The organism is Catellatospora sichuanensis (assembly GCF_007483665.1).
GTDB classification, from domain to species: Bacteria; Actinomycetota; Actinomycetes; order Mycobacteriales; family Micromonosporaceae; genus Catellatospora; species Catellatospora sichuanensis.
In genome coordinates, this window is record NZ_VIQO01000001.1 from 558,964 (window position 1) to 580,598 (window position 21,635).

21 protein-coding genes are annotated in these 21,635 nt (G+C 71.5%); 11 read left to right on the forward strand and 10 right to left on the reverse strand.

All coding sequences use genetic code 11. The annotated features are described in order from the left end of the window. Positions 1-123: 123 nt before the first annotated feature. Complete coding sequence (locus tag FLL47_RS17390; protein WP_144121536.1) at positions 124-1,488, reverse strand: NYN domain-containing protein; 1,365 nt, start codon at positions 1,486-1,488, stop codon at positions 124-126. Positions 1,489-1,667: 179 nt separating this feature from the next. On the opposite strand from FLL47_RS17390, the gene FLL47_RS17395 reads away from it, so the two are divergent. The 6 genes from FLL47_RS17395 to FLL47_RS17420 all read left to right on the forward strand — a co-directional run bounded on the left by FLL47_RS17395 (position 1,668) and on the right by FLL47_RS17420 (position 8,286). Further along, complete coding sequence (locus FLL47_RS17395; protein WP_246158115.1) at positions 1,668-3,335, forward strand: DEDD exonuclease domain-containing protein; 1,668 nt, start codon at positions 1,668-1,670, stop codon at positions 3,333-3,335. Positions 3,336-3,625: 290 nt separating this feature from the next. Next, positions 3,626-5,566, forward strand: coding sequence for a RelA/SpoT family protein (locus FLL47_RS17400; protein ID WP_425457707.1), 1,941 nt, complete (start codon positions 3,626-3,628; stop codon positions 5,564-5,566). A gap of 40 nt (positions 5,567-5,606) precedes the next feature. Then, positions 5,607-6,152, forward strand: coding sequence for an NUDIX hydrolase (locus FLL47_RS17405; protein WP_425457708.1), 546 nt, complete (start codon positions 5,607-5,609; stop codon positions 6,150-6,152). Continuing rightward, positions 6,149-6,976 (forward strand): nucleotidyltransferase family protein, encoded by an 828-nt coding sequence (locus FLL47_RS17410; RefSeq protein WP_144121538.1) that lies wholly within the window; start codon positions 6,149-6,151, stop codon positions 6,974-6,976. The genes FLL47_RS17405 and FLL47_RS17410 overlap by 4 nt, the downstream gene beginning before the upstream one ends. 108 nt (positions 6,977-7,084) lie before the next feature. Further along, on the forward strand, positions 7,085-7,360 hold the full coding sequence (locus tag FLL47_RS17415) for an Lrp/AsnC family transcriptional regulator (RefSeq protein ID WP_144121539.1): 276 nt from the start codon (positions 7,085-7,087) through the stop codon (positions 7,358-7,360). Between the two features lie 89 nt (positions 7,361-7,449). Further along, entirely contained in the window at positions 7,450-8,286 is an 837-nt protein-coding gene (locus FLL47_RS17420; protein WP_144121540.1) for an alpha/beta hydrolase family protein, read from the forward strand. A gap of 27 nt (positions 8,287-8,313) precedes the next feature. Here FLL47_RS17420 and FLL47_RS17425 read toward each other — a convergent pair whose 3' ends face one another. The 5 genes from FLL47_RS17425 to ctaE all read right to left on the reverse strand — a co-directional run bounded on the left by FLL47_RS17425 (position 8,314) and on the right by ctaE (position 14,149). Then, a complete protein-coding gene (locus FLL47_RS17425) occupies positions 8,314-9,516 on the reverse strand; it encodes a cytochrome P450 (protein ID WP_144121541.1) in 1,203 nt (400 codons plus the stop codon). Between the two features lie 541 nt (positions 9,517-10,057). Next, positions 10,058-11,647: a cytochrome bc1 complex cytochrome b subunit gene (gene qcrB / locus FLL47_RS17430; protein WP_144121542.1), complete on the reverse strand. Its 1,590-nt coding sequence runs from the start codon at positions 11,645-11,647 to the stop codon at positions 10,058-10,060. A 2-nt stretch (positions 11,648-11,649) separates the two neighbouring features. Continuing rightward, entirely contained in the window at positions 11,650-12,726 is a 1,077-nt protein-coding gene (qcrA, locus tag FLL47_RS17435) for a cytochrome bc1 complex Rieske iron-sulfur subunit (protein ID WP_144121543.1), read from the reverse strand. Then, the gene (gene qcrC / locus FLL47_RS17440) at positions 12,723-13,535 is read right to left on the reverse strand and encodes a cytochrome bc1 complex diheme cytochrome c subunit (RefSeq protein ID WP_144121544.1); all 813 of its coding nucleotides are present in this window, start codon (positions 13,533-13,535) and stop codon (positions 12,723-12,725) included. Before qcrC ends, qcrA begins: the two co-directional genes overlap by 4 nt. A gap of 8 nt (positions 13,536-13,543) precedes the next feature. Next, complete coding sequence (gene ctaE, locus FLL47_RS17445) at positions 13,544-14,149, reverse strand: aa3-type cytochrome oxidase subunit III (protein WP_144121545.1); 606 nt, start codon at positions 14,147-14,149, stop codon at positions 13,544-13,546. Between the two features lie 129 nt (positions 14,150-14,278). Between ctaE and FLL47_RS17450 the strand changes: the two genes are divergently transcribed. The 3 genes from FLL47_RS17450 to trpD are packed head-to-tail and all read left to right on the forward strand — an operon-like array spanning position 14,279 to position 16,814. Further along, the gene (locus FLL47_RS17450; protein ID WP_425457717.1) at positions 14,279-15,286 is read left to right on the forward strand and encodes a cytochrome c oxidase assembly protein; all 1,008 of its coding nucleotides are present in this window, start codon (positions 14,279-14,281) and stop codon (positions 15,284-15,286) included. Next, positions 15,283-15,675: a response regulator gene (locus tag FLL47_RS17455; RefSeq protein WP_144121547.1), complete on the forward strand. Its 393-nt coding sequence runs from the start codon at positions 15,283-15,285 to the stop codon at positions 15,673-15,675. The genes FLL47_RS17450 and FLL47_RS17455 overlap by 4 nt, the downstream gene beginning before the upstream one ends. 41 nt (positions 15,676-15,716) lie before the next feature. Beyond that, a complete protein-coding gene (trpD, locus tag FLL47_RS17460; RefSeq protein WP_144121548.1) occupies positions 15,717-16,814 on the forward strand; it encodes an anthranilate phosphoribosyltransferase in 1,098 nt (365 codons plus the stop codon). A 74-nt stretch (positions 16,815-16,888) separates the two neighbouring features. Here trpD and FLL47_RS17465 read toward each other — a convergent pair whose 3' ends face one another. Further along, complete coding sequence (locus tag FLL47_RS17465) at positions 16,889-17,314, reverse strand: cytochrome c oxidase subunit 4 (RefSeq protein WP_144121549.1); 426 nt, start codon at positions 17,312-17,314, stop codon at positions 16,889-16,891. 11 nt (positions 17,315-17,325) lie between these two features. Continuing rightward, positions 17,326-18,159, reverse strand: a complete 834-nt coding sequence (gene ctaC, locus FLL47_RS17470) for an aa3-type cytochrome oxidase subunit II (RefSeq protein ID WP_144121550.1) — start codon at positions 18,157-18,159, stop codon at positions 17,326-17,328. 257 nt (positions 18,160-18,416) lie between these two features. Here ctaC and FLL47_RS17475 point away from each other — a divergent pair, with 257 nt between their 5' ends. Both FLL47_RS17475 and FLL47_RS17480 read left to right on the forward strand, forming a co-directional pair. Then, positions 18,417-19,571, forward strand: a complete 1,155-nt coding sequence (locus FLL47_RS17475; RefSeq protein WP_144121632.1) for a cysteine desulfurase family protein — start codon at positions 18,417-18,419, stop codon at positions 19,569-19,571. Then, positions 19,568-19,807 (forward strand): sulfurtransferase TusA family protein, encoded by a 240-nt coding sequence (locus tag FLL47_RS17480; RefSeq protein WP_144121551.1) that lies wholly within the window; start codon positions 19,568-19,570, stop codon positions 19,805-19,807. The genes FLL47_RS17475 and FLL47_RS17480 overlap by 4 nt, the downstream gene beginning before the upstream one ends. A 218-nt stretch (positions 19,808-20,025) precedes the next feature. On the opposite strand, the gene FLL47_RS17485 is transcribed toward FLL47_RS17480, so the two are convergent. Next, on the reverse strand, positions 20,026-21,000 hold the full coding sequence (locus FLL47_RS17485; protein WP_144121552.1) for a carbohydrate kinase family protein: 975 nt from the start codon (positions 20,998-21,000) through the stop codon (positions 20,026-20,028). A gap of 184 nt (positions 21,001-21,184) precedes the next feature. Continuing rightward, on the reverse strand, positions 21,185-21,538 hold the full coding sequence (erpA, locus tag FLL47_RS17490) for an iron-sulfur cluster insertion protein ErpA (RefSeq protein WP_144121633.1): 354 nt from the start codon (positions 21,536-21,538) through the stop codon (positions 21,185-21,187). Positions 21,539-21,635 lie beyond the last annotated feature (97 nt).

The window sequence follows — 21,635 nt, forward strand, 5'->3', positions numbered from 1 at the left end:
GTACGGCCGCCGGCCTTCGCATCCGGTGGCCCGCCGTGCAGTTTCGGGGCAACTGCACGCTCATCGCGACCGGTTCGTGCGCTTTCCCCGAAACTGCAGTTCTGCCCGGCCGGGCGGACCCGGTCAGCTGCGGGCGAGGCGGCGGACCAGGGACTCCGAGTTCATGGGGTAGGCGCCGTGGCGGCGGACGCCGTCGGCGACCTCGCGGTCGGAGGAGACCACCACGACGGGGCGGCCCGGCGGCTCGGCCCGGACCAGGCGGCGGATCACCTCGTCGGCGGTCTCGCCCTTGCGCGAGAACAGCACCCGCACCCCGCGCGGCGGGGCGGGCAGGCCGTGCACCCGCTCGGCCCCGTCGAAGACCACGGTCACCTCGGCGCCGGTCTGCGCGGCGACCCCGCCCATGCCGCTGACCAGCCGGTTGCGCTGCTGCTCCAGCGACATCTCGGCGAAGCCGCGCTTGGTCACGTTGTAGCCGTCGACGACCAGGTGCGCCTTGGGCAGGGCGAGCAGCTGGGCCAGTCGGGCCGGGTCGTCGGCGTCGGTGGCCCGGTTGGTCGCGGTGGGGGCGCCGGCCATGTCCGCGTACGCCGCGGCGACCGTGTCCCCCGGCAGCACCTTCGCCGGATCCAGCGCCAGCTCCCGGCGCAGCCCCACGGCGGCCTGGCCGATGGTCTCCAGCAGCAGCCACAGCCGTGCCTCGTCGACGGCGCGGGTGTCGCGGGCGGCCTGGCGCGCGTCCCCCGCGACCGCCTCGGCGTCGGCCAGCCTGGCCCGCAGCCGGCGCAGCTCGGCCTCGTGGTCGCCGTGCCCCTTGGCGGCCCGGCCCTTCTCGATGGAGAGCAGTTCACTGGCACGTTTGAGCTGGGCCTGCGTCTCGCGCAGCGCCTTGCCGCTCGCGCGGGCCTCCTCGCGCAGCTGACCGAGCTCGTCGCGCACCCGGGCCAGCTCGTCGCGCAGCTTGTCGGCCTCGACCCGGGCCACGGCGCGGTCGTGCTCGGCGCGGGCGGCCCGCGCCTCGGCGTCGCGGATGTGCTCGGCGACGGCCGTGCTCTCCGCCTCGGCGGCGACCGCCTGGCCGGCGGCATCGACCAGCTCGCGCCAGCCCGTGGGACGGGCCAGGTAGGCCAGCGCGGCGACCTCGATCGGGTCGGCGGCGGCCGGCGCCATGCCGCCGAGCACCGCCGCGCCCAGCTCGCCCGCGTCGGTCAGCACCCGGCCGCTGATCCGCTGCCGGAACACCGAGTCGGCGGTGAGCTGCGCCGCGATGGCCGCGCCGCCGAGCCGGGCCCGGCGATTGGGCGCGAATTTGGCGACCTTGCGTAGCGCGACGGGCATCTCGTCGTTGGGCAGTGCGGTCAGCACCGCCGCTGTCAGGGCGACCACCCGCTGGCGGATGGGCTCGGGCAGGATCGGCTCGGGCACGAAGTCAGCCGCCCCCACCGGGTCCCCGGAGGAGGCATCGAACGAAAGTTCTGCGGCTGACATGGTCCTAGTGTTCCACCGACTTACCGATCTTGTCGCTCAGGTTCGCGGCTCGGCGTCTCCGCCGACCACCCATGTCGTACCGGACGTTTAGCGTCCGGTCTGTGCCGTCCCCGTCCCAGGTGCCGTCCGCGCGCCCCGCCGCGCCCGGTGACCGATTCGAACAGCCGACCCTCGACGGCATGCTGGCCGATCCGCTGCAGCTCGACCTGCGGCACACCACGTTCGTGGTGCTCGACCTGGAGACCACGGGCGGCGCGCCCGACGGCGGCGGCATCACCGAGATCGGCGCGGTCAAGGTGCGCGGCGGTGAGGAGCTGGGCTCCTTCGGCACGCTGATCAACCCCGGGGTGCCCATCCCCCCGTTCATCACGGTGCTGACCGGCATCACCACCGCGATGACGGTCGAGGCCCCGCCGATCGAGTCCGTGCTGCCCTCACTGCTGGAGTTCCTGTCCGGCGCGGTCCTGGTCGCGCACAACGCGCCCTACGACACCGGTTTCCTGAAGGCGGCCTGTGCCGCGCACGGCTACCGCTGGCCCAACCCCCGGGTGGTGGACACCGTCGCACTGGCCCGCCGGGTGCTGCTGCGCGACGAGGTGCCCAACAACAAGCTGGGCACCCTGGCCGCCTACTTCCGAGTCGGCGACCAGCCCAATCACCGGGCGATGGCCGACGCGCGGGCCACCGTCGGTGTGCTGCACGCGCTGATCGCCCGGCTCGGCGGGCACAAGGTGCACACGCTCGGCGACACCATCGAGTTCGTCAAGGCCGTCGCGCCGGTGCAGCGGGCCAAGAAGCACCTGGCCGAGAACCTGCCGCACGCGCCGGGGGTCTACCTGTTCCGGGCCGCCGACGACCGCCCGCTCTACGTGGGCACCTCCAACGACATCGCCACCCGGGTGCGCAGCTACTTCACCGCGGCCGAACGCCGGGCCCGGATCAAGGAGATGCTCGGCGCGGCCGTGCGGGTCGACGCGGTCGAATGCGCCCACGCGCTGGAGGCACAGGTCCGCGAGCTGCGGCTGATCGCGGCGCACGCGCCGCCGTACAACCGGCGTTCCAAGCACCCGGAGCGGGTCCAGTGGCTGAAGCTGACCGCGGAGGCCTTTCCCCGGCTGTCCGTGGTCCGGCAGCTGACCGCCGATGGCGGGTCCTACCTGGGCCCGTTCGCCGGGCGGGCGACGGCGCAGGCGGCGGTGGACGCGATCCACGAGGCGCTGCCACTGCGCCAGTGCACGCCGCGGCTGTCGGCCCGCAAGGCCTCCCCCGCCTGCGCGCTGGCCGAGCTCGGCAAGTGTCCGGCCCCCTGCCAGCTCACGATCAGCGTCGAGGAGTACGACGCGCAGGCCGCCGCGCCGCTGCGGGCCGCGTTCGACGGCGACCCGGACGCGGTGGTGGACCCGCTGCTGGCCCGCATCCGCAGGCTGTCCGACGCGCAGCGCTACGAGGACGCCGCGGCGGTACGCGACCGGCTCGCCGCGTTCCTGCGCGCGGCCGTACGCATGCAGCGGCTGGCCGCGCTCACCTCGATCGAGGAGCTGATCGCGGCCCGGCGCACCGAGCGCAACGCGTGGGAGATCGCCATCGTGCGCCGGGGCCGGCTGGCCGCCGCGGCGACCGCGGAGCCCGGTGTCCATCCGCGACGGACCCTCGACGTGCTGCGGCCCACCGCCGAGACGGTGCTCGCCGCGCCCGGCCCGACGCCCGCGGCCACGCCCGAGGAGACCGAGCGGATCCTGGACTGGCTCGAGCGCCCGGAGACCCGCCTGGTGGAGGCGACATCGGGCTGGGCCTCCCCGGCCCGGGGCGCGGCACGGTGGAAGATGCTCCTGACGAGCGCGCGCTGAGGCGACCGCGGTTGCCGGCCGCACAGGCGACCGCGGTTGCGGGCCGCTCGGTGACATCCGGAGCGAATGCGGAGGATGTCACCGATTAAGGCCGCAGAGCGGTCGCCGGGAGATAGGGCCGTTCGGCCATTACTTGACCGAACGCATGAAAGGTCTTGACCATTCGGCTGCGACGTTCGTTACTAGGCTATGGAGCGATATCCAGAGATCTCTCGGAAGTGGGCAGTCGTGACGGGGCGTCGAGGCCTCGTACGTGCCGCGCGACGCTCCACCTCCACGCGGTGAGGGGGGTGTCCTCAGTGGACGCGGAAGCCGCCACGGTGGCGACGGGGATTCCGGTAACCGGCCGGGCCGGGGAGAGCATGCTCACCACCCGGCTCCGAACGATGCTCAGCTGGCCGAACGCGCGCGAGAAGACGCCCGCTCCGGCCGATCCGGTCACCGCTCTGATCAAGGCCCATCGCCAGGTCCATTCGGGCTCGGACGTCACCCTGCTGCGCCGCGCCTACCGCGTCGCCGAGCGCATGCACCACGGCCAGATGCGAAAAAGCGGCGATCCGTACATCACCCACCCACTGGCCGTCGCGGAGATCCTGGCCCACCTCGGCATGGACGGCACCACCCTGGTCGCGGCGTTGCTGCACGACACCGTCGAGGACACCGACTACACCCTGGCGCAACTGCGCGAGGACTTCGGCCCGGACGTCGCGCACCTGGTCGACGGGGTCACCAAGTTCGACAAGGCGCACTTCGGCGCCCGCGCGGAGGCCGAGACCATCCGCAAGATGATCGTCGCCGCGGGGCAGGACATCCGGGTGCTCGTCATCAAACTCGCCGACCGGCTGCACAACATGCAGACCCTCGACGCCCGCTCGGCGGCCTCGCGCGCCCGCATCGCCGGCGCGACCCGCGAGGTGCTGGTGCCGCTCTGCGACCGGCTCGGCATCCAGGCGCTCAAGCGCGAGCTCGAGGACAAGGTGCTGCTCTTCCTCGACCCGGAGGAATACGAGCGCATCGACGGCATGGTCGCCAACCGCCCGGACTGGAACGGCTACGTCCAGAACCTGGTCACGCTGGGCTCGGGTGCGCTGCGCCGGGAGAAGCTCGACGGCCGGGTGAAGCCGCGCCCGCGGCACTACTACTCGATCTGGAAGGACACCCAGCAGGCCGGCAGCCCCGTGCCGATGGACCTGCCCCGCATCGTGGTGATCCTCGACGGCGACGACCCCGACTGCTACGCCGCCCTGTGCGCGGTGCACCAGCAGTGGAAGCCGATCCCCGGCCGGTTCAAGGACTTCATCGCCGCGCCGAAGAACAACCTCTACCGCTCGCTGCACACCACCGTGCTGGGCCCCGGCGACCAGATGGTCGAGGTCCTGATCCGCACCGAGCAGATGCACCGCGCGGTCGAGTACGGCGTGGTGGCCCCGTTCCGCTACCCGACCCGCCCGTCGCGGCGCAGCGGGGCGCTGCGCGTGTTCAACCCGCGCACCGCGGCCCGGGAGGTCGCGCCCGCACCGCGCCAGCACGGCGAGCACGCCTGGCTGCGCCGGGCGCTGGACCTGGAGCAGGCCGCGCCGGACGCGGTGCAGTTCGTCGAGACCCTGCGCTGCGACCTCGCCGAGCAGCAGATCCAGGTCTTCGCCTGGGGACGCCAGTTGCTGCTGCCCGAGGGCGCGAGCCCGGTGGACGTGGCATACGAGCTGGGCACCCGCACCGGCGACCGCTGTGTCGCGGCGACCGTGAACGGGGTGCTGACCCCGCTCAACGCCGCGCTGACCGATGGCGACGTGGTGGACATCCTGGTCAGCCGGGCGCGCAACCATCCCGGCCCGCGCCGGGAGTGGCTGGAGTTCGTCAAGTCGCCCAACGCGCGACTGCGGCTGAGCCGCCGGTTCACCGATCCCGAGGTCGCCGCGGGCACCGTCAGCGACCGCCTGCAGCTCGGCCGGGCCGCGATCGGGCTGGCGCTGCGCCGGCGCGACCGGGCGCTCGCCGACGAGCAGCGGCTGATCAGCCTCGCCCAGGCGCTGGACTACCCCGATCTCGACACGCTGCTGATCGCGGTGGCCGAGCACCGGGTGTCCGCGGACACCATCGTCGACCAGCTCATCGCCAGCGTCGACAACCAGAACGAGGCCGCCCGCACGCCCCTGGTGAACGTCGCCGCCCCGCGCCGCGACGCCGCTGACACGCCGCCACGACGCTCGTCGACTAGCCTGGCAAGGTGAAGAACGAGGAGCGAGTCGGCGAGTCCCGCAGGGTTGTCCGGTGAACCGGCGCTCACCGCTGCGCCTGAAGATGGTCTCGTTCGGCTACGGCGTCTTCTACCGGATCCCGCCGCGCTGGCGTAACCGCATGGTGAAGCTGGTGACGGCCCGCTACTCGGTGGGCTCGGTGGTGCTCATCTTCGACAGCGAGGCCGCCGGCCCGGATCGCATCCTGCTGCTACGCCAGCCCCCGGGCCGCGGCTGGACGCTGCCCGCGGGGCTGCTGGAGCGGCGGGAGGCCCCGATCGTCGGGGCCTGCCGCGAGGCGGCCGAGGAGACCGGCATCCGACTCACCCTCGATCAGGTCAGCCCGGCGGTGCCGAACGCGGTGGTGCACCACCGCGGGCACTGGGTGGACATGGTCTTCACCGCCCGGGTGCCCGCCGCCCGCACCCCGCTCAGCGTGGACGGGGCCGAGGTGTGGGAGGCCCGCTGGTACGCCCTCGACGAGCTGCCCGTGGTGACCCCGGCGACGGCCCGGCTGCTCGGCCACTACGGCATCGGCCCGGAGGCGCACCTGCGCGACAGCGTGGACGTGGCGCGGTGAGAGCCCCTGACGATGTCTGCGCCGTGGTGCTCGCCGCGGGGCTCGGCACCCGGCTGCGGCCGCTGACCATGCTGCGGCCCAAGGCCCTGGTGCCGGTCGGCAACATGACGCTGCTGGACCGCACGCTCGACCGGCTGGCCGAGGTCGGGCTGGCCGGGCCGGACCGGGTGGCGGTCAACACGCACTGGCTGGCCGGGCAGATCGACGAGCACGTCGACGGCCGGGTGCGGCTGTCCTTCGAGGAGGAGCCGCTGGGCACCGCCGGGGCGTTGGGCAACCTGCACGGCTGGATCGACGGGCGGGCGGTGCTGGTGCTCAACGCCGACGCGTACGTCGCCGCCGACGCCCCCGAAGACCTGGCCGCCCTGCTGACCGGCTGGGACGGCAAGCGGGTGCGGATGCACGGCGTCAAGTCGGGTCTGCCCGACCCGTTCCACGGCTACAACTTCGCGGGCGCGTCGCTGCTGACCGCCGCCGACGTCGCCGCGCTGCCCGACAAGCCGGGCGAGCTGGCCCGAACCACCTGGCGGCCGGCCGAGCAGACCGGACGCCTGGACGTGATCCCGCTGCCGGGCCTGTATCTGGACTGCGGCACGCCCGCCGACTACCTCGCCGCCAACCTGCACGCCGCCCGCGGCGGCAACCTGTTCGGCGACGACGTGCGGGTCGCCGGCGAGGCCCACGGCAGCGTGCTCGGCGACGGCTCGCGGGTGGACGGTGCCGTCCGCGACTGCGTGCTGTGGCCCGGCGCGTACGTCGCCCCGCACGAGACCCTGCACCGCGTGATCCGGGTAGGCCGGAACCTCACCGTCCCCGCGGCATAGCATGGCCCCGTAGGACCGATACGGTGATCATGGACTTGTGGCACGGGTCGACGGCGTGTCGCGTCCACAACTTCATGATCGGCAGACGCACGACGCGAGGAGTCCCCGGTGATCACAGCGATCGTTCTCATCGACTGCGCGACCGACGCGATCCCGGAGGTCGCCGAGGAGCTGGCCAACCTGGAGGGCGTCAGCGAGGTGTACTCCGTCGCGGGCGGCGTCGACCTCATCGCCATCATCCGGGTGCGCGAATTCGACCACATCGCCGAGGTCATCGCGGGCGGCATCTCCAAGGTGCCCGGCGTGCTCAACACCGACACCCACATCGCGTTCCGCTCGTACTCACGCCACGACCTGGAGCAGGCGTTCGCCATCGGCTTCTGAGCGGTCGGCGGAGGTGGACCACGCCGAGCGGCCCGCATCACACCCGGCGGTTCTTACTTGCGAGTAATGTCGCGGTCTAGGCTGCTGCCATGCAGCTCACCGTGCACCGCGGCAGCGACCGGCTCGGCGTCCAGCTCCACCCGGCGCAGGCCCCCGACGCGGCCCTGGTCGTCATCTTCCCGGCGATGGGCGTGCCGGCCGGTTACTACACCCGCTTCGCGCACTCCCTCAACGAGGCCGGCCTGGGCGTCGCGGTCGCCGACCTGCGCGGCACCGGCACCAGCGCGCCGCGCCCCGGACGGGACAGCCGGTACGGCTACATCGAGCTGGCCGACGACGTCGCCGCGGTGCTGGACGCGCTGGCCGAACACCGCGCCGGACGGCGCACGGTCCTGCTCGGACACTCGCTGGGCGGGCAGGCCTGCGTGCTGCACCTGGCCCGCGAGGCCGCCCGCGGGGCCGGCCACAGCGTGGACGGGCTGGTCCTGATCGCGGTCGGGCTGCCGTACTGGCGCGCCTACCCCCGCGCACAGCGGTTGGGCGTGCTCGCCATGACCCAGTTCGTCAACGCCGTCTCCGCCGTGCTGCGGGTCTGGCCCGGCTGGGGCTTCGGTGGCCGCCAGGCCCGCGGCGTCATCAAGGACTGGGCCTACACGGCCCGCCACGGCCTGTTCCCCGCCCACCTGGGCGCACAGCCGGGCCTGTCCCAGGTGGACCTGCCGGTCCTCGCGATCAGCGTCGACGACGACCAGTACACCCCGCCCGAGACCACCGACCACCTGATCGCCGCGCTGCCCGGGGCGCAGGTCCACCGCGACCACCTCACCACCGCCGACGCGTCCGCTCCCCTGGACCACTTCAAGTGGGTCAAGGCCGGCGCCGCCCTGGCCCCCCGTATCACCGCCTGGCTGCCGGTCCGCCACTGACCGCCGCGACGCCGCAGAGCGCAGTGGTCAGGCGGCGACGGGCAGCGTGGCGTAGCCGCGGAAGCCGAGGCGGTCGCGGCGGGTGGGCACGCCGGCGGAACGCAGGTGGGGCAGCTTCTCCAGGAGCAGCGGGAAGGCGACCTGGGCCTCCAGCCGGGCCAGCGGGGCACCGAGGCAGTAGTGCGCGCCCGCGCCGAAGGACAGCGACGGCACGGACGGACGGTCCGGCAGGAAGCTGTCCGGCGCGGCGAAGCGGCGCGGGTCCCGGCCCGTCGCGGCGAGCACCACCAGCACCTCCGTGCCCTCGGGCAGCGGCACCCCGGCCAGCTCGGTGTCCTGCCCGGCGTAGCGCGAAGTCACCTGCACGGGCGGGTCCAGGCGCAGCATCTCCTCGATGTACGCGCCCGACAGCGCCGGGTCCGCGCGCAGCCGGGCCGTCTGCTCCGGCCGGTCGAGCAGCATCGCCAGTCCGTTGCCGAGCAGGTTGGTCGTCGTCTCGAAGCCGGCGACCAACAGCAGCACCAGGTGCGCGACGAGTTCCGCGCCGCCGATCCGGCCGTCCGCGCCGGCCGCCAGCAGCTCACTGATCATGTCGTCGCCCGGCTCGCGCTGCCGCCGCGCCAGCAGGTCGACGAAGTACTCCGCCAGCTCCTCGCTCGCGGCGTCGGCGCGGGCCAGCTCCTGCGGGTCGCCCGCGAACACCTCCAGGGCCAGGGTCAGATCCTGCGCCCGTGGCCGGAACCAGTCCCGGTCGGCGCCGGGCACGCCCAGCAGGGCGCAGATCACCGACACCGGCAGCGGATACGCCACGGCGTCCATGAAGTCCACCGGCCCGCCCGAGGCCGCGATCGGCTCGATGAGCTCCTCGGTGAGCGCGGTGACGTCGGCGCGCAGCGCCGCGACGCGCCGGGCGGTGAACGCCGACCCGGCCAGCCGCCGCAGCCGGGTGTGGTCGGGCGCGTTGCGCCACAGCATGGTGCGGCTCAGCCACTGCCAGGAGGCGGCGGTGCGCCAGCCGGGCATCGCCCGGTCCAGCGCGACGGCGTCGGTGACCCGGAACGAGGCGTCGCGCAGCACCTGGTCGGCCTCGGCATACCCGGTGACGACGGCGAACCCGTCGCCCAGCGGCACCACCGGGCCGGCCGACCGCAGCCGTTCGTAGTGCGGGTAGGGGTCGGCCCGGCCTTCTGCCGTGGCGAGTGCCTGCATCGCCGCCAGTGCGTCCTGCATCGCCGCTCCCCTGCGCCACCGCGTCCTGAGGGAAGAGTACGACGCACCGGTACACCGCCCGGCGGGGGCTGCGCGGCATCGGGCGACAGGCCGTCCTGGTTCGCCGCCTCAGTTGGGCATCAGCGACATCGGACGGCAGCCCGAGCCGGTGTGGGTCGACGCACAGCAGTTCACGGCCCACGCGCGGTTGAGATCGCGTGACGCGTGACACCCTCGGAAACGGCGGGCCTGCGCTGTGCCGGTGCGGTGCTCGTGCCGCGCTTGCCGTCCTGGTATGCCGTGAACATGGGTCGCCTCCTGGGGATGGGTCGTGCGCCGGGCCGCACCGCATCGCCCTCCGGCCCGCTGTCCAGGGCCAGCAGCCGGTCGGCGCCGCATCGGCGCGCGCCGACGTCGAATGAGCCACGACTATGTCACGGCTTCCTCTGAAAACCCTGCGAACAGGGCGTACCTCCATGTGACGGTGGGCACGCGGCCTCACTCGACGACGAAGGGCACCCGCCGTACGGCGGGTGCCCTTCGCTGATCGACCGTTGTGGGGTCAGTGCTTGCCGCTGGTGATCTCGTCGCGCGGCTGCTCCTGCTCCTGCTGCGGCGGCGGCGCCTGCTCGATCGGCCGGAAGAAGCCGCGGACGGCCGGCCCCAGCGCGCCGAGGCGGTTCATCTTCTTCGGCACCGTCCAGCCCACGTACGGCAGGTCGGTGTGGCCGTGCTCGTCGGGAGCGACCAGCGGCTGGTGCACCTCGACGAACCGGCCGTCCGGCAGCCGCTTGATGATGCCGGTCTCGACGCCGTGCGCCAGCACCTCGCGGTCGTGCTGCTGGAGGCCCAGCGAGAGACGGCGCGCGAAGTAGTACGCCAGCGGCGGCAGGACCAGGATGCCGATGCGGCCCGCCCAGGTCATCGCGTTCAGGCTGATGTGGAACTTGTCGGCGAAGATGTCGTTACCGCCGGAGATCGTCAGCACCAGGTAGAACGTGAGCGCCATAGCGGCCAGACCGGTGCGGTCCGGCACGTCACGCGGACGCTGCAGCAGGTTGTGCGACGCGTAGTCCTTCTTCCAGCGCCGTTCGATCCACGGGTACGCCATCGGCACCACCGACAGGATGCCTGGCAGCACCACGGTCGGCCAGAACAGCGGTGGGATGTTGTATCCGAGGACCCTGATGTCCCACGCGGGCATCAGACGGGTCGAGCCGTCGAGGAACATGACGTACCAGTCGGGCTGGCTGCCCGCGGACACCACCGCGGCCTCGTACGGGCCGAACAGCCAGATCGGGTTGATCTGGAAGAGGCCGCCCATCAGCGCGATGACCGCGAAGACGAGCATGAAGAAGCCGCCCTGCTTGATCGCGTAGCGCGGGAACATGCGCTCGCCGACCACGTTCTTGTTGGTGCGGCCCGGGCCCGGCCACTGCGTGTGCTTCTGCACGAAGACCAGGCCCACGTGGATGGAGACCAGTGCGAGCAGGATCAGCGGCAGCAGGAACACGTGCAGGATGTACAGGCGGGTCAGGATGATCTCGCCGGGGAACTCGCCGCCGAACAGCGACGTGGTCACCCAGGAGCCGATCACCGGGATGGACAGCATGATCGCCGAGGCGATGCGCAGGCCGGTGCCGGACAGCGCGTCGTCGGGCAGCGAGTAGCCGGCGAAGCCCTCGGTGAAGCCCAGCCAGAACATGCTCAGGCCGATGATCCAGTTGATCTCACGCGGCTTGCGGAACGCGCCGGTCATGAAGACCCGGAACATGTGCACCACGATCGCGGCCATGAACAGCAGCGCCGACCAGTGGTGCATCTGGCGCATGATCAGGCCGCCGCGCACGTCGAACGACAGGTCCAGGGCCGTCTCGTACGCCCGCGACATCTGCACGCCCTGCAGCGGCAGGTACGAGCCGTCGTAGTGCACCTCCTGCAGCGAGGGCTCGAAGAACAGCGCGAGGAACGTGCCGGTCAGCAGCAGGATGATGAACGAGAACAGCGCGATCTCGCCCAGCAGGAACGACCAGTGGTCGGGGAACACCTTGTTCAGCACGCCGCGCAACGGGGTCGCGACCGGCAGCCGGGTGTCCACCTCCTGCGCGGACTTGCCCGGTAGGGCTTTCAGGTCAAGCTTGCGACGCTTCATGGTCAGTCCTTCTCCCAGAACGCCGGCCCGACCGGCACCTTGTAGTCGCCGGTGGCCACGAGGTAGCCCTCCTTGTCCACGCTGATGGGCAGCATGGGCAGGGACCGCGTCGCCGGGCCGAAGATCGGCCGGGCGTTGTCGGTGATGAGGAACTGGGACTGGTGGCACGGGCAGAGCAGGCGGTTCGTCTGCTGCTCGTACAGGCTCGCCGGGCAACCCGCGTGGGTGCAGATCTTCGAGTAGGCCACGAAGCTGCTCCAGGTGCTGCCCTGGTTGATCGTGTAGAGCTGGCCGTTCAGCTTTGCCGCGTCGTCCTCCCGCAGGTGGATCAGCAGCGTCGGCGAGTCGGCGTAGTGGTTGCTGGCGCCGCCCGGGATGTTCGGGAACACCGTGATCTGGCCACCGGTGCTCACCTCCTCCGGCCGCACCAGGGTGCCGTCGTCGTGCATCAGGCGGATCGGGTTGGTCGGCGTGGCACCCGCGAACCCGGTCTTGAACAGCACATCCGGGTGGTGCGGGTCCTTGATCAGCATGCCCACCGGAACGGCCACCGCCGCGGCGCCCAGAGGCAGCAGGCCCAGCAGCGAGAACTTCAGCAGCGGGCGCCGGGTCAGGCCCATCTCCTCGCCGATGAACTGCAGCGTGGTGCCGGTGAGCTTCTGCTCCTCCGGCGACGACGGGCCGTCGTGCCGCTCCTGGATCGCGATCTCGTGCGGGAGCAGCTTCTTGCCCCAGGTCAGGATGCCCAGACCGACGCCGACCAGGGCCAGGCCCAGGGTCAGGCCGAGGACCGGGGTGTAGTACTTGCTGGCGTGCGGGCCGAGCTCGTACTCCCACGGCCACCAGATGAAGGCGACCACGAACAGGGTCGACATGATGCCGGTGAACAGGAAGAAGAAGGCGACGATGCGGGTCATGCGCCGCTCGCCCTTCGAGCCCGCCGGGTACTGCGGCTCGTAGTGGACGATCTCCACGCCGTCGCGCCGCGCACCCTCACGCACGATGTCGAACCGGGTCAGGTTCGGGTTAGCCAGGTCGACGCCCGCGGCGTCGCGCACCTGGGTGTTCGTCTCACTCATGACTTACCCGCAATCCACAGCGCTGCGAAAACCAGAGCCACGACGCCGACCAGGAAGATCGCCAGGCCTTCGGTGACCGGGCCGAACCGGCCGAGGCCCCAGCCGCCCGGGTCGCTGTCGGTCTTCAGGTTCTGCACGTAGGCGATGATGTCGAACTTGTCCTGCGGCGACAGCTCGTTGTCACCGAAGACCGGCATGTTCTGCGGTCCGGTGAGCATCGCCGCGTAGATCTGCCGGTCGGTGGCCAGCTCCAGGCTCGGCGCGTACTTGCCGCTGGACAGCGCGCCGCCACCGCCGGAGAAGGCGTGGCAGGACGAGCAGTTGATGCGGTACAGCTCACCGCCGCGGGCGATCTTGCCCTTGGACGCGAAGTCCTCACCCTCCGGGAGCTGCGGGCCGCCACCCAGCTCCTGGATGAAGGCGCCGAGCTGCCGGGCCTGGTCCACGTTGTAATGCGGGTCCTTGCGCTCGGCCTGCGCCTCCTGGCGGGCGGCCGGCATGCGGCCCGTCTCCACCTGGAACTCGACGGCCGCAGAACCGACGCCGATCAGGCTCGGGCCGCGGCCGGGCACGCCCTGCGCGTTCGCGCCGTGGCAGGTAATGCAGCTCACGTCGTACAGCGCCTTGCCGGCCTCGGCGGCCGGGGTGAGCGGGGCGGCGCCCTGGGCTCCACCGGGTGCGACGATCGCGTAGATGCCGCCCGCGAAGACCAGCGCGGCGAACATGCGCAGCGCCGAGTTCAGCCGCCGGCGTGCCCGGCCGCGCTGCTTGGGCGCACCCGCCGCCGGGCGTGGGGTGTCTGATGTCATGGCCGAGCTCACATCCGCTCCAGCAGGTAGATCATGAAGAAGAGGCCGATCCAGACCACGTCGACGAAGTGCCAGTAGTACGACACGACGATCGCCGAGGTCGCCTGCGCCGGCGTGAACCGGCCCATGGTGGTGCGGATCAAGTAGATGATGAAGGCGATCAGACCGCCTGTCACGTGCAGGCCGTGGAAGCCCGTGGTCAGGTAGAACATCGACCCGAACCCGTCAGCGTTGATCTTGATGCCCTCGCTGACCAGCACGCGGTACTCGTTCACCTGGCCGAGCACGAACGTCAGGCCCATCAGGAACGTGATGGTGAACCAGAGCCGCAGCCCGTACACGTCACCCCGCTCCGCGCGCAGGACGCCGATCTGGCAGGTGATGGAAGACAGCACCAGGATCAGCGTGAAGGTCGCGGCGTACGGGAGATTGAGCACGTGGGAGTGCTGGATCCACTGATCGTAGTCCGCGGCGCGGATCGCGAAGAACATCGCGAAAAGCGCGGCGAAGAACATGAGTTCGCTGGAGAGCCACACGATCGTCCCGACGCTGACCATGTTGGGCCTGGTCAGGGAGTGGATCCTGCTCTTGTCGATGGCTGAGGCGGCAGTCACGCGGTCATTATTGCCCCCTACCTGCATCGGCGAGCGTCGGGGTGCCTGGTTGGCGGCGTGTCGCGACCCGGCGAACTGCCGTACAAGTCCACGGTCTAGCCTCGGGTGGTGCCGCCTGTCGATCATTTCATCGCGCTGACCTCGAACGTTGCGACCTTGACCGCTGAGACTCCGCCGTTCACGGTGGCGACCCTGGTGACCGGGGCCCGGCTCGACTCGTGGCTCGCGGTCGGTCTGCTGCTGGCGGGTGCGCTGTATCTCTACGGCACGCACCGGCTGCGGGTGCGCGGCGACCGGTGGCCGGTGGGGCGCACGATCGCCTTCCTCGGACCCGGCCTGGGCACGTTGGCCCTGGTCACGGTGAGTGGCATCGGCGGCTACGACACCACGCTGCTGTCGGTGCACATGCTGCAGCACATGGCGCTGTCCATGGTCGCGCCGATCTTCCTGGCGCTGGGCGCGCCGGTCACCCTCGCCCTGCGTACGCTGCCCGCCCGCCCCCGCCGCACGCTGCTGGCGGTGCTGCACAGCAAGGTCGCCGCGGTGCTGGCGTTCCCGCTGGTCGCGTTCGGCATCTTCGTGGCCAACCCGTTCGCGCTGTATTTCACCAGCCTGTACGAGCAGACGCTGCGGCACGAGTGGCTGCACGAGGTGATGCATGCGCACTTCATCGCCACCGGTTGCCTGTTCTTCTGGCCCCTGCTGGGCCGCGACCCGCTGCCGGGGCGCTGGCCGTATCCGGCCCGCGCGCTGCTGATGCTGTTGAGTGTCCCGTTTCACACCGTGCTGGGGCTCACCATCATGCAGCAGAAGACCCTCCTCGGCGGCGACTGGTATCCGTCGCTGGGCCTGTCCTGGATGGATCCCTGGGCCGACCAGGTGACCGCGGGCGGCGTGCTGTGGGCGGGCGGCGAGCTCGTCTCGGTCACCATGCTCGCGGTCCTCGTCGTCCAGTGGATCAAACAGTCCCGCCAGGAGGCCGCCCGCATCGACCGCCAGCTGGACCGCGAGGAGGCCGCACAGGCCGCCGCCGAGGCCGCCGCGCATGGCGTGTCGCGGGCCGTGTCGGCGCAGGCCGACGCGGACGGCGCACCGCACGACCACGAGATCACTCCACCGCTTAGGATGAGCGCATGAGTACCAAGACCGTCCTGCTCTACAGCGACGACCCGCAGGTTCGCGACCGGATGCGGCTGGCCATCGGCGAGCACCCGGCACCCGACCTCGATGTCGAGTTCGTCGAGGCGTCCACCTACGGCGAGTGCGTCAAGCTGGTGGACGACTACGAGATCGATCTGCTGGTGCTGGACGGCGAGGCGACCCCGGGCGGCGGCCTGGGCGTGGCACGTCAGCTCAAGGACGAGATCGACGAGTGCCCGCCCACCTGTGTCGTCATCGCGCGCTCGGCCGACCGCTGGCTGGCGGCGTACGCCCGCGTCGACGGGACGCTGCTGCACCCGCTCGACCCGTTCGAGACCGCGAAGGTCATCTCCACCCTGCTGCACGACGAATCCGTGGCCGCCTGACCAGAGCACCGCGCGCCACGCCCTTCACCCCTGGAGGCCCGATGGGCGACCGGAACACCTGGCCCCACCTGCTCGGCGCGCTGCTGCGCCGCGAGGAGCTCACGTCGGACGACACGGCCTGGGCCATGGGCGAGATCATGTCGGGCGTGGCGACACCGGCGCAGATCGCCGGGTTCGCGCTGCTGCTGCGGGCCAAGGGCGAGACCGCCGGCGAGGTGTCCGGCCTGGTCGCGACGATGCTGGCGAACGCGGCCCCGCTGCCGCAGACCGACGAGCAGCGCACAGCCACCCTGGACGTGGTCGGCACCGGCGGCGACCAGGCGCACACCGTCAACATCTCGACGATGTCCGCCATCGTGGCCGCAGGCGCGGGGGCCCGCGTGGTCAAGCACGGCAACCGGGCGGCCTCCTCCTCCTGCGGCACCGCGGACGTGCTGGAGTTCCTCGGCATCCCGCTGGACCTCAGCCCGGAGCAGGTGGCGGCGGTGGCCGACGAAGCAGGCATCACGTTCTGCTTCGCCGCGACGTTCCACCAGGGCCTGCGCCACGCCGGCGGGGTACGCCGCGAGCTGGGCGTGCCCACCGCGTTCAACTTCCTCGGCCCGCTGACCAACCCCGCCCGGCCCCGCGCGGGCGCGATCGGCTGCGCCGACGTGCGCATGGCCGGGGTCATGGCGCAGGTGTTCGCCGCCCGCGGTGACACGGCCCTGGTGCTGTGCGGCGAGGACGGCCTGGACGAGTTCACCACCGCCGCCCCCACGCGCGTCTGGGTGGCTCGTGGCGGGCAGGTCACCCCGCTCACCGTCGACTCCGCCGACCTCGGCGTGGCCCGTTCCGCCGCAGGCGACCTGCGCGGTGGGGACGTGTCGCTCAACGCCGAGGTGGTGCGCCGCCTGCTGGGCGGGGAGACCGGTCCGGTGCGCGACGCCGTCCTGGTCAACACGGCGGCCGGGCTGACCGCCCACGACTGGGCGGCCAAGGGCGCGGGCCCCGCCGACCCGGACACGCTCGTCGAGGAGCTGACCGACGCGCTGCACGCGAACATGCGCCGCGCCGCCGAGGCCGTCGACTCCGGCGCGGCGTCGGCCGTCCTGGAGCGCTGGATCACCGCAGCGGCGGCAGCGAAGTACGCCCAGTAGCGCCGATACGACAAATGAAACCGGCCCTCTCCGAATCGGAGGGGGCCGGTTTCATTTGTTTTCGGTACGCGGGGTCAGTGCTCCGCGGTACGCCGAGTGCCGGTGTAGTACTCGAACAGCATCGCCGAAGTGGACAGCAGCACGCACACGATGCCGAGGCCGATCAGCCACCACATCCAGAACACCAGGCCGAGCGAGGCGATCAGCGCGGACAGCGCGATGCCGAACGGCCAGTAGCTGCCCGGGCTGAAGAAGCCCAGCTCGCCCGCGCCGTCCGCGATCTCGGCGTCGAGCCGGTCCTCCGGGCGCGGGTCGATGCGGCGCGAGACGAACCAGAAGTATCCGCCGCACATCGAGCACAGCAGGAACGACAGCACCAGAGCGGTGGTGCCGATCCACTCGACGCCGCCCATGGACAGGTCCGTCCACCAGCCGTACACCACCGCGGCGACGATCAGGAACAGCGCCACGCCGACGAAGATGCGGTATTCGGTCTTCATTCTCTCAGCCCTCAGTTCGCGTCGCGCAGGGTCGGGAACGGCGTGGTCGTGGTGGCGTAGGGCGTCTCACCGATGGCCGTCAGCGCCTCGGGGGTGCTCTTGCCCGACTTCAGTGCCGCCACGAACTGCGCGTACTTCTCCGGCGTCACGGCCCGCAGCTCGAAGTTCATCATCGAGTGGTAGGTGCCGCACAGCTCGGCGCACCGGCCGACGTAGCTGCCCGTCTGAATGATGTTCACTTCGAACTCGTTGATCACGTTGCCCGGGAAGACGTCCCGCTTGAACAGCAGCTCCGGCACCCAGAACGAGTGGATGACGTCGTTGCTGTGCTCGACGAAGCGCACCGTCGTCCCGGTCGGGACGACCACGACCGGGATGTAGTTGCTGTCGCCGGGCGTGCTCTCCACCTTCTCGGCGTCGAGGCCGGGGCCGGAGAGGTAGTTGAACTGCCAGTTCCACTTGAACGCGACGACCTCGACGGTGGCGCCCGGGTCCTTGGTCAGCTTGTTCACGTCGGTCTGCACGACGGCGGTGTAGTAGAACAGCACCGCGATCACCAGGAACGGCAGCACCGTGTAGAGGATCTCGATCGGCAGGTTGAACCGCGTCTGCGTGGGCAGGTCGGCGTCACCGCGCTTGCGGCGGTAGGCCGCCACGCACCAGAAGATCAGACCCCACACGAAGAAGCCCACCGCGAGCGCCGCGACGACCGACCCGACCCACAGGTCGTACATCCGCTCGGACTGCTCGGTGATGCCGCCCTGGGGCCAGCCGAATCCGTCGAACGCCGCACCGATGTTGTTGATGCTGCAGCCGGCGAGCAACGTCGTCAGGACCACCGACATCGCGCTCAAACCGACGGCTCGCCTGCGGGCTCGTGTTGCGACCACCTGCTCCTGCCTCCCTTAGCAGCGCCACCTTCGGACGCACCGGTGAGGGGCGTGACCGACGGTCGCAGAGTACTTCACCCCGGGGCCCCGGCCGGGCCTGGGGTCGGCCCGGTGATCCGGCGTGTCCGCGGGAACTGGTGGCGGCGACGACTGCCGTCACCGCTAGATCACGATACCGTCGAGGGGTGGGAGATCCCCGGCAGGCCGGACCAATCGATCAGGGCGAGAGCGTCCGTGGCGTGTATTTCGATGCCGCGACCGCGACTCCGCTGCACCCGGCCGCGCGCGAGGCGCTGCTCGGCGCGCTCGACGACGGCTGGGCCGACCCCGGCAAGCTCTACACCCAGGCCCGCCGGGCGCGCCTCCTGCTCGACGCGGCGCGCGACACGTTTGCGCAGGTGCTGGGCGTACGCCCCGACGAGGTGACCTTCGCCGGCAGCGGCAGCACCGCGGCGCACGCCGCCGTCCTGGGTGGACTGGCCGGCCGCCGCCGCGCCGGGGCGGCCCTGGTCCGCTCCGCGATCGAACATTCGGCCGTGCTGCACGCCGGCGAGCGCCACGTGCGCGCGGGCGGCACCGAGACAGCGGTGCCGGTGGACCGGCTGGGCCGGGTCGACCTCGACGCGTGGGCGCAGGCCGTGTCCGCGCCCGGTGTGGCGCTCGCCGCACTGATCAGCGCGAGTCACGAGGTCGGCACGGTGCAGCCCGTCGCCGCCGCCGCGGCGGCGTGTCGCGAGGCCGGCGTGCCGCTGTACGTCGACGCCGCGCAGTCGCTGGGTCGCCTGTCCGTGCCGGACGGCTGGTCCCTGCTGACCGGCTCGGCCCGCAAGTGGGGCGGCCCGCCCGGAGTCGGCCTGCTGGTGGTGCGCAAGGGCACCCGTTGGGTGTCGCCGTACCCGGCTGACGACCGGGAGTCCGGCCGCTTCCCCGGCGCGCCCGACCTGCCCGCGATCATCGCGGCGGCAGCGTCCCTGCACGCCGTGCACGAGACCGCCGCACAGGAGGGCGAACGCCAGTCGGAGCTGGTGGACCGGGTCCGCACGACCGTCGCGGCTACCGTGCCCGACGTGGAGATCGTGGGCGACCCGGTGGACCGGCTGCCCCACGTGGTGACCTTCTCCTGCCTGTACGTCGACGGCGAGGCACTGCTCACCGCCCTGGACCGGCGCGGCTTCGCGGTGTCGTCGGGCTCGGCCTGCACGTCCTCGACGCTCCAGCCGAGTCACGTACTGGCCGCGATGGGCGTGCTGACGCATGGCAACATCCGGCTGTCGCTGCACCGCGACAGCACCGCCGAGCAGGTCGACCGGTTCCTCGCCGAACTGCCCGGCATCGTGGCGGCACTGCGGGCGGAGGTGGGCATGTGAGCGCCGACACCCCGGTCGAGGTGCTGAACTGCCTGGGGCAGCGCTGCCCCCTGCCGGTGATCGCGCTGGCCAAGCGGCTGCCGGCGGTGCCGGTCGGCGCGGTCGTGCGGGTGCTCGCCGACGACCCGGCCGCGGCCGTGGACATCCCGGCGTGGTGCCGCATGCGAGCCCAGGAGTACGTCGGTGCGATCGCCGTCGACGGCTCCCCTGCCTTCGACGTCCGCCGCCTCGCCTGACGGCGCTCCACGCCTGGTCAGGTATCGGTCCCGCGCGCGTTTGCTCTGCACCCAAATGCTTGCTCTGCACCCACCGACGCAACACGTCGGCGTGCCCGAGCGCCTCACCCGACGCACGGTCGTCGTTGCGTATTCGGGTGCAGAGCAAGGGAATGGGTGCAGAGCAAAGCCGGCGCGAGGGATGTCCCGCGCCGGCTCCGGCGTCCCTGCCGAGCAGGTCAGTTCAGGTGGGGGCGGATGTCCGCGGCGGCGGCATCGCCGTAGGACTCGGTCAGGCGCTTGAGGAAGTTGTCCGGGTCCACCTCGTACTCCTGGGTGCCGACCGTCTCCAGCACCAGGGTGGCCAGCAGGGCGCCCACCTGCGCGGCGCGCTCCAGGCCCAGGCCCCAGGACAGCGCGGCGAAGAAGCCGGCCCGGAAGCCGTCGCCGACGCCGGTCGGGTCGTACGCGTGGATCTCGCGGGCGACCGGCACCAGGATCGGCGCGAAGTCGCGGCCGGTGATCCGAACGCCGTTCTTGCCCAGCGTGGTGACCCGCACCTTGACCCGCTCCAGCACCTGGTCCGAGGTCAGGCCGGTCTTCTGCTCCAGCAGCGAGTTCTCGTACTCGTTGGTGAGCAGGAACTCCGCGCCCTCGATGAGCTGGTGCACCTCGTCGCCGCCCATCCGGGCCAGCTGCTGGGACGGATCCGCGGCGAAGGCGTATCCGCGGTCGCGGCACTCCTGCGAGTGGCGCACCATCGCCACCGGGTCGTTCGCGCCGACGATGACCAGGTCGAGGCCGTCGAGGCGCTGGTGCACCGGGGACAGCTCGATGTTGCGGGCCTCGCTCATGGCGCCGGCGTAGAACGAGGCGACCTGGCACAGGTCCTCGTCGGTGGTGCAGACGAAGCGGGCGGTGTGCGCCACCTCACTGACGTGTACCGAGTCACAGTCGACGCCGTGGCGCTCCAGCCAGGAGCGGTAGTCGGCGAAGTCCGCGCCGACCGCGCCGACCAGGGCGGGGCGCAGGCCCAGCTTGGCCATGCCGAAGGCGATGTTCGCCGCCACGCCGCCACGCCGGATCACGAGATCGTCGACCAGGAACGACAGGGAGACCTTGTCCAGCTGGTCCGCGATGAGCTGGTCCGCGAAGCGGCCCGGGAAGTGCATCAGGTGATCCGTGGCGATCGATCCGGTAACGCAGATCTTCATGGTTGACCTTCAGGTCGGCGAAAGATGGCGCGGAAAGCGTACCGGTTGACGGCATACGACAGCGGCACTCCGGCGGGGCCGGAGTGCCGCTTGTGTCGTCGCCCACAGCGGGGCGGCGGTGAAGCTCAGGTGGTTCGGTCACCGGTCGGTGACTGTGCCCACCGGTTTCCACTGCCGCTGCGCGTCAGTGGAAACTGTCGCCGCAGGCGCAGGAGCCGCCCGCGTTCGGGTTGTCGATGGTGAAACCCTGTGCGTCGATGCGGTCGGCGAAGTCGACGGTGGCGCCTGCCAGGTACGGCGCGCTCATCCGGTCGACGACGACCTCGACACCGTCGAACTCCTTGACGATGTCGCCGTCGAGCTCGCGCTCGTCGAAGAAGAGCTGGTAACGCAGGCCGGAGCAGCCACCGGGCTGGACCGCGACCCGCAGCCGGAGGTCGTCGCGACCCTCCTGCTCCAGCAGAGCCTTGACCTTGCCGGCCGCGACCTCGGTGAGGTTGATGCCGGTGGCTTCCGTCTTGCTGTCGGGCGTCGAGATGTCGGGCGTCGTCACGTGGTGCTCCCCAAGCGTGAAGTGCTGATAATCCTTCGAGGTAACGCTAGCGCGCCCAGGTTTGATTCCCCAGAGCGCCTCA

Excerpts from the sequence above, each read along its gene's own strand:
- qcrA (WP_144121543.1), bottom strand. The coding sequence starts at position 12,726 with ATGAGTGAGACGAACACCCAGGTGCGCGACGCCGCGGGCGTCGACCTG.
- FLL47_RS17485 (WP_144121552.1), bottom strand. The coding sequence starts at position 21,000 with ATGAAGATCTGCGTTACCGGATCGATCGCCACGGATCACCTGATGCAC.
- FLL47_RS17420 (WP_144121540.1), top strand. The coding sequence starts at position 7,450 with ATGCAGCTCACCGTGCACCGCGGCAGCGACCGGCTCGGCGTCCAGCTC.
- FLL47_RS17455 (WP_144121547.1), top strand. The coding sequence starts at position 15,283 with ATGAGTACCAAGACCGTCCTGCTCTACAGCGACGACCCGCAGGTTCGC.
- qcrC (WP_144121544.1), bottom strand. The coding sequence starts at position 13,535 with ATGACATCAGACACCCCACGCCCGGCGGCGGGTGCGCCCAAGCAGCGC.
- qcrB (WP_144121542.1), bottom strand. The coding sequence starts at position 11,647 with ATGAAGCGTCGCAAGCTTGACCTGAAAGCCCTACCGGGCAAGTCCGCG.
- FLL47_RS17395 (WP_246158115.1), top strand. The coding sequence starts at position 1,668 with ATGCTGGCCGATCCGCTGCAGCTCGACCTGCGGCACACCACGTTCGTG.
- FLL47_RS17425 (WP_144121541.1), bottom strand. The coding sequence starts at position 9,516 with ATGCAGGACGCACTGGCGGCGATGCAGGCACTCGCCACGGCAGAAGGC.
- FLL47_RS17390 (WP_144121536.1), bottom strand. The coding sequence starts at position 1,488 with ATGTCAGCCGCAGAACTTTCGTTCGATGCCTCCTCCGGGGACCCGGTG.
- trpD (WP_144121548.1), top strand. The coding sequence starts at position 15,717 with ATGGGCGACCGGAACACCTGGCCCCACCTGCTCGGCGCGCTGCTGCGC.
- ctaC (WP_144121550.1), bottom strand. The coding sequence starts at position 18,159 with ATGTCGGTGGTCCTGACGACGTTGCTCGCCGGCTGCAGCATCAACAAC.
- FLL47_RS17465 (WP_144121549.1), bottom strand. The coding sequence starts at position 17,314 with ATGAAGACCGAATACCGCATCTTCGTCGGCGTGGCGCTGTTCCTGATC.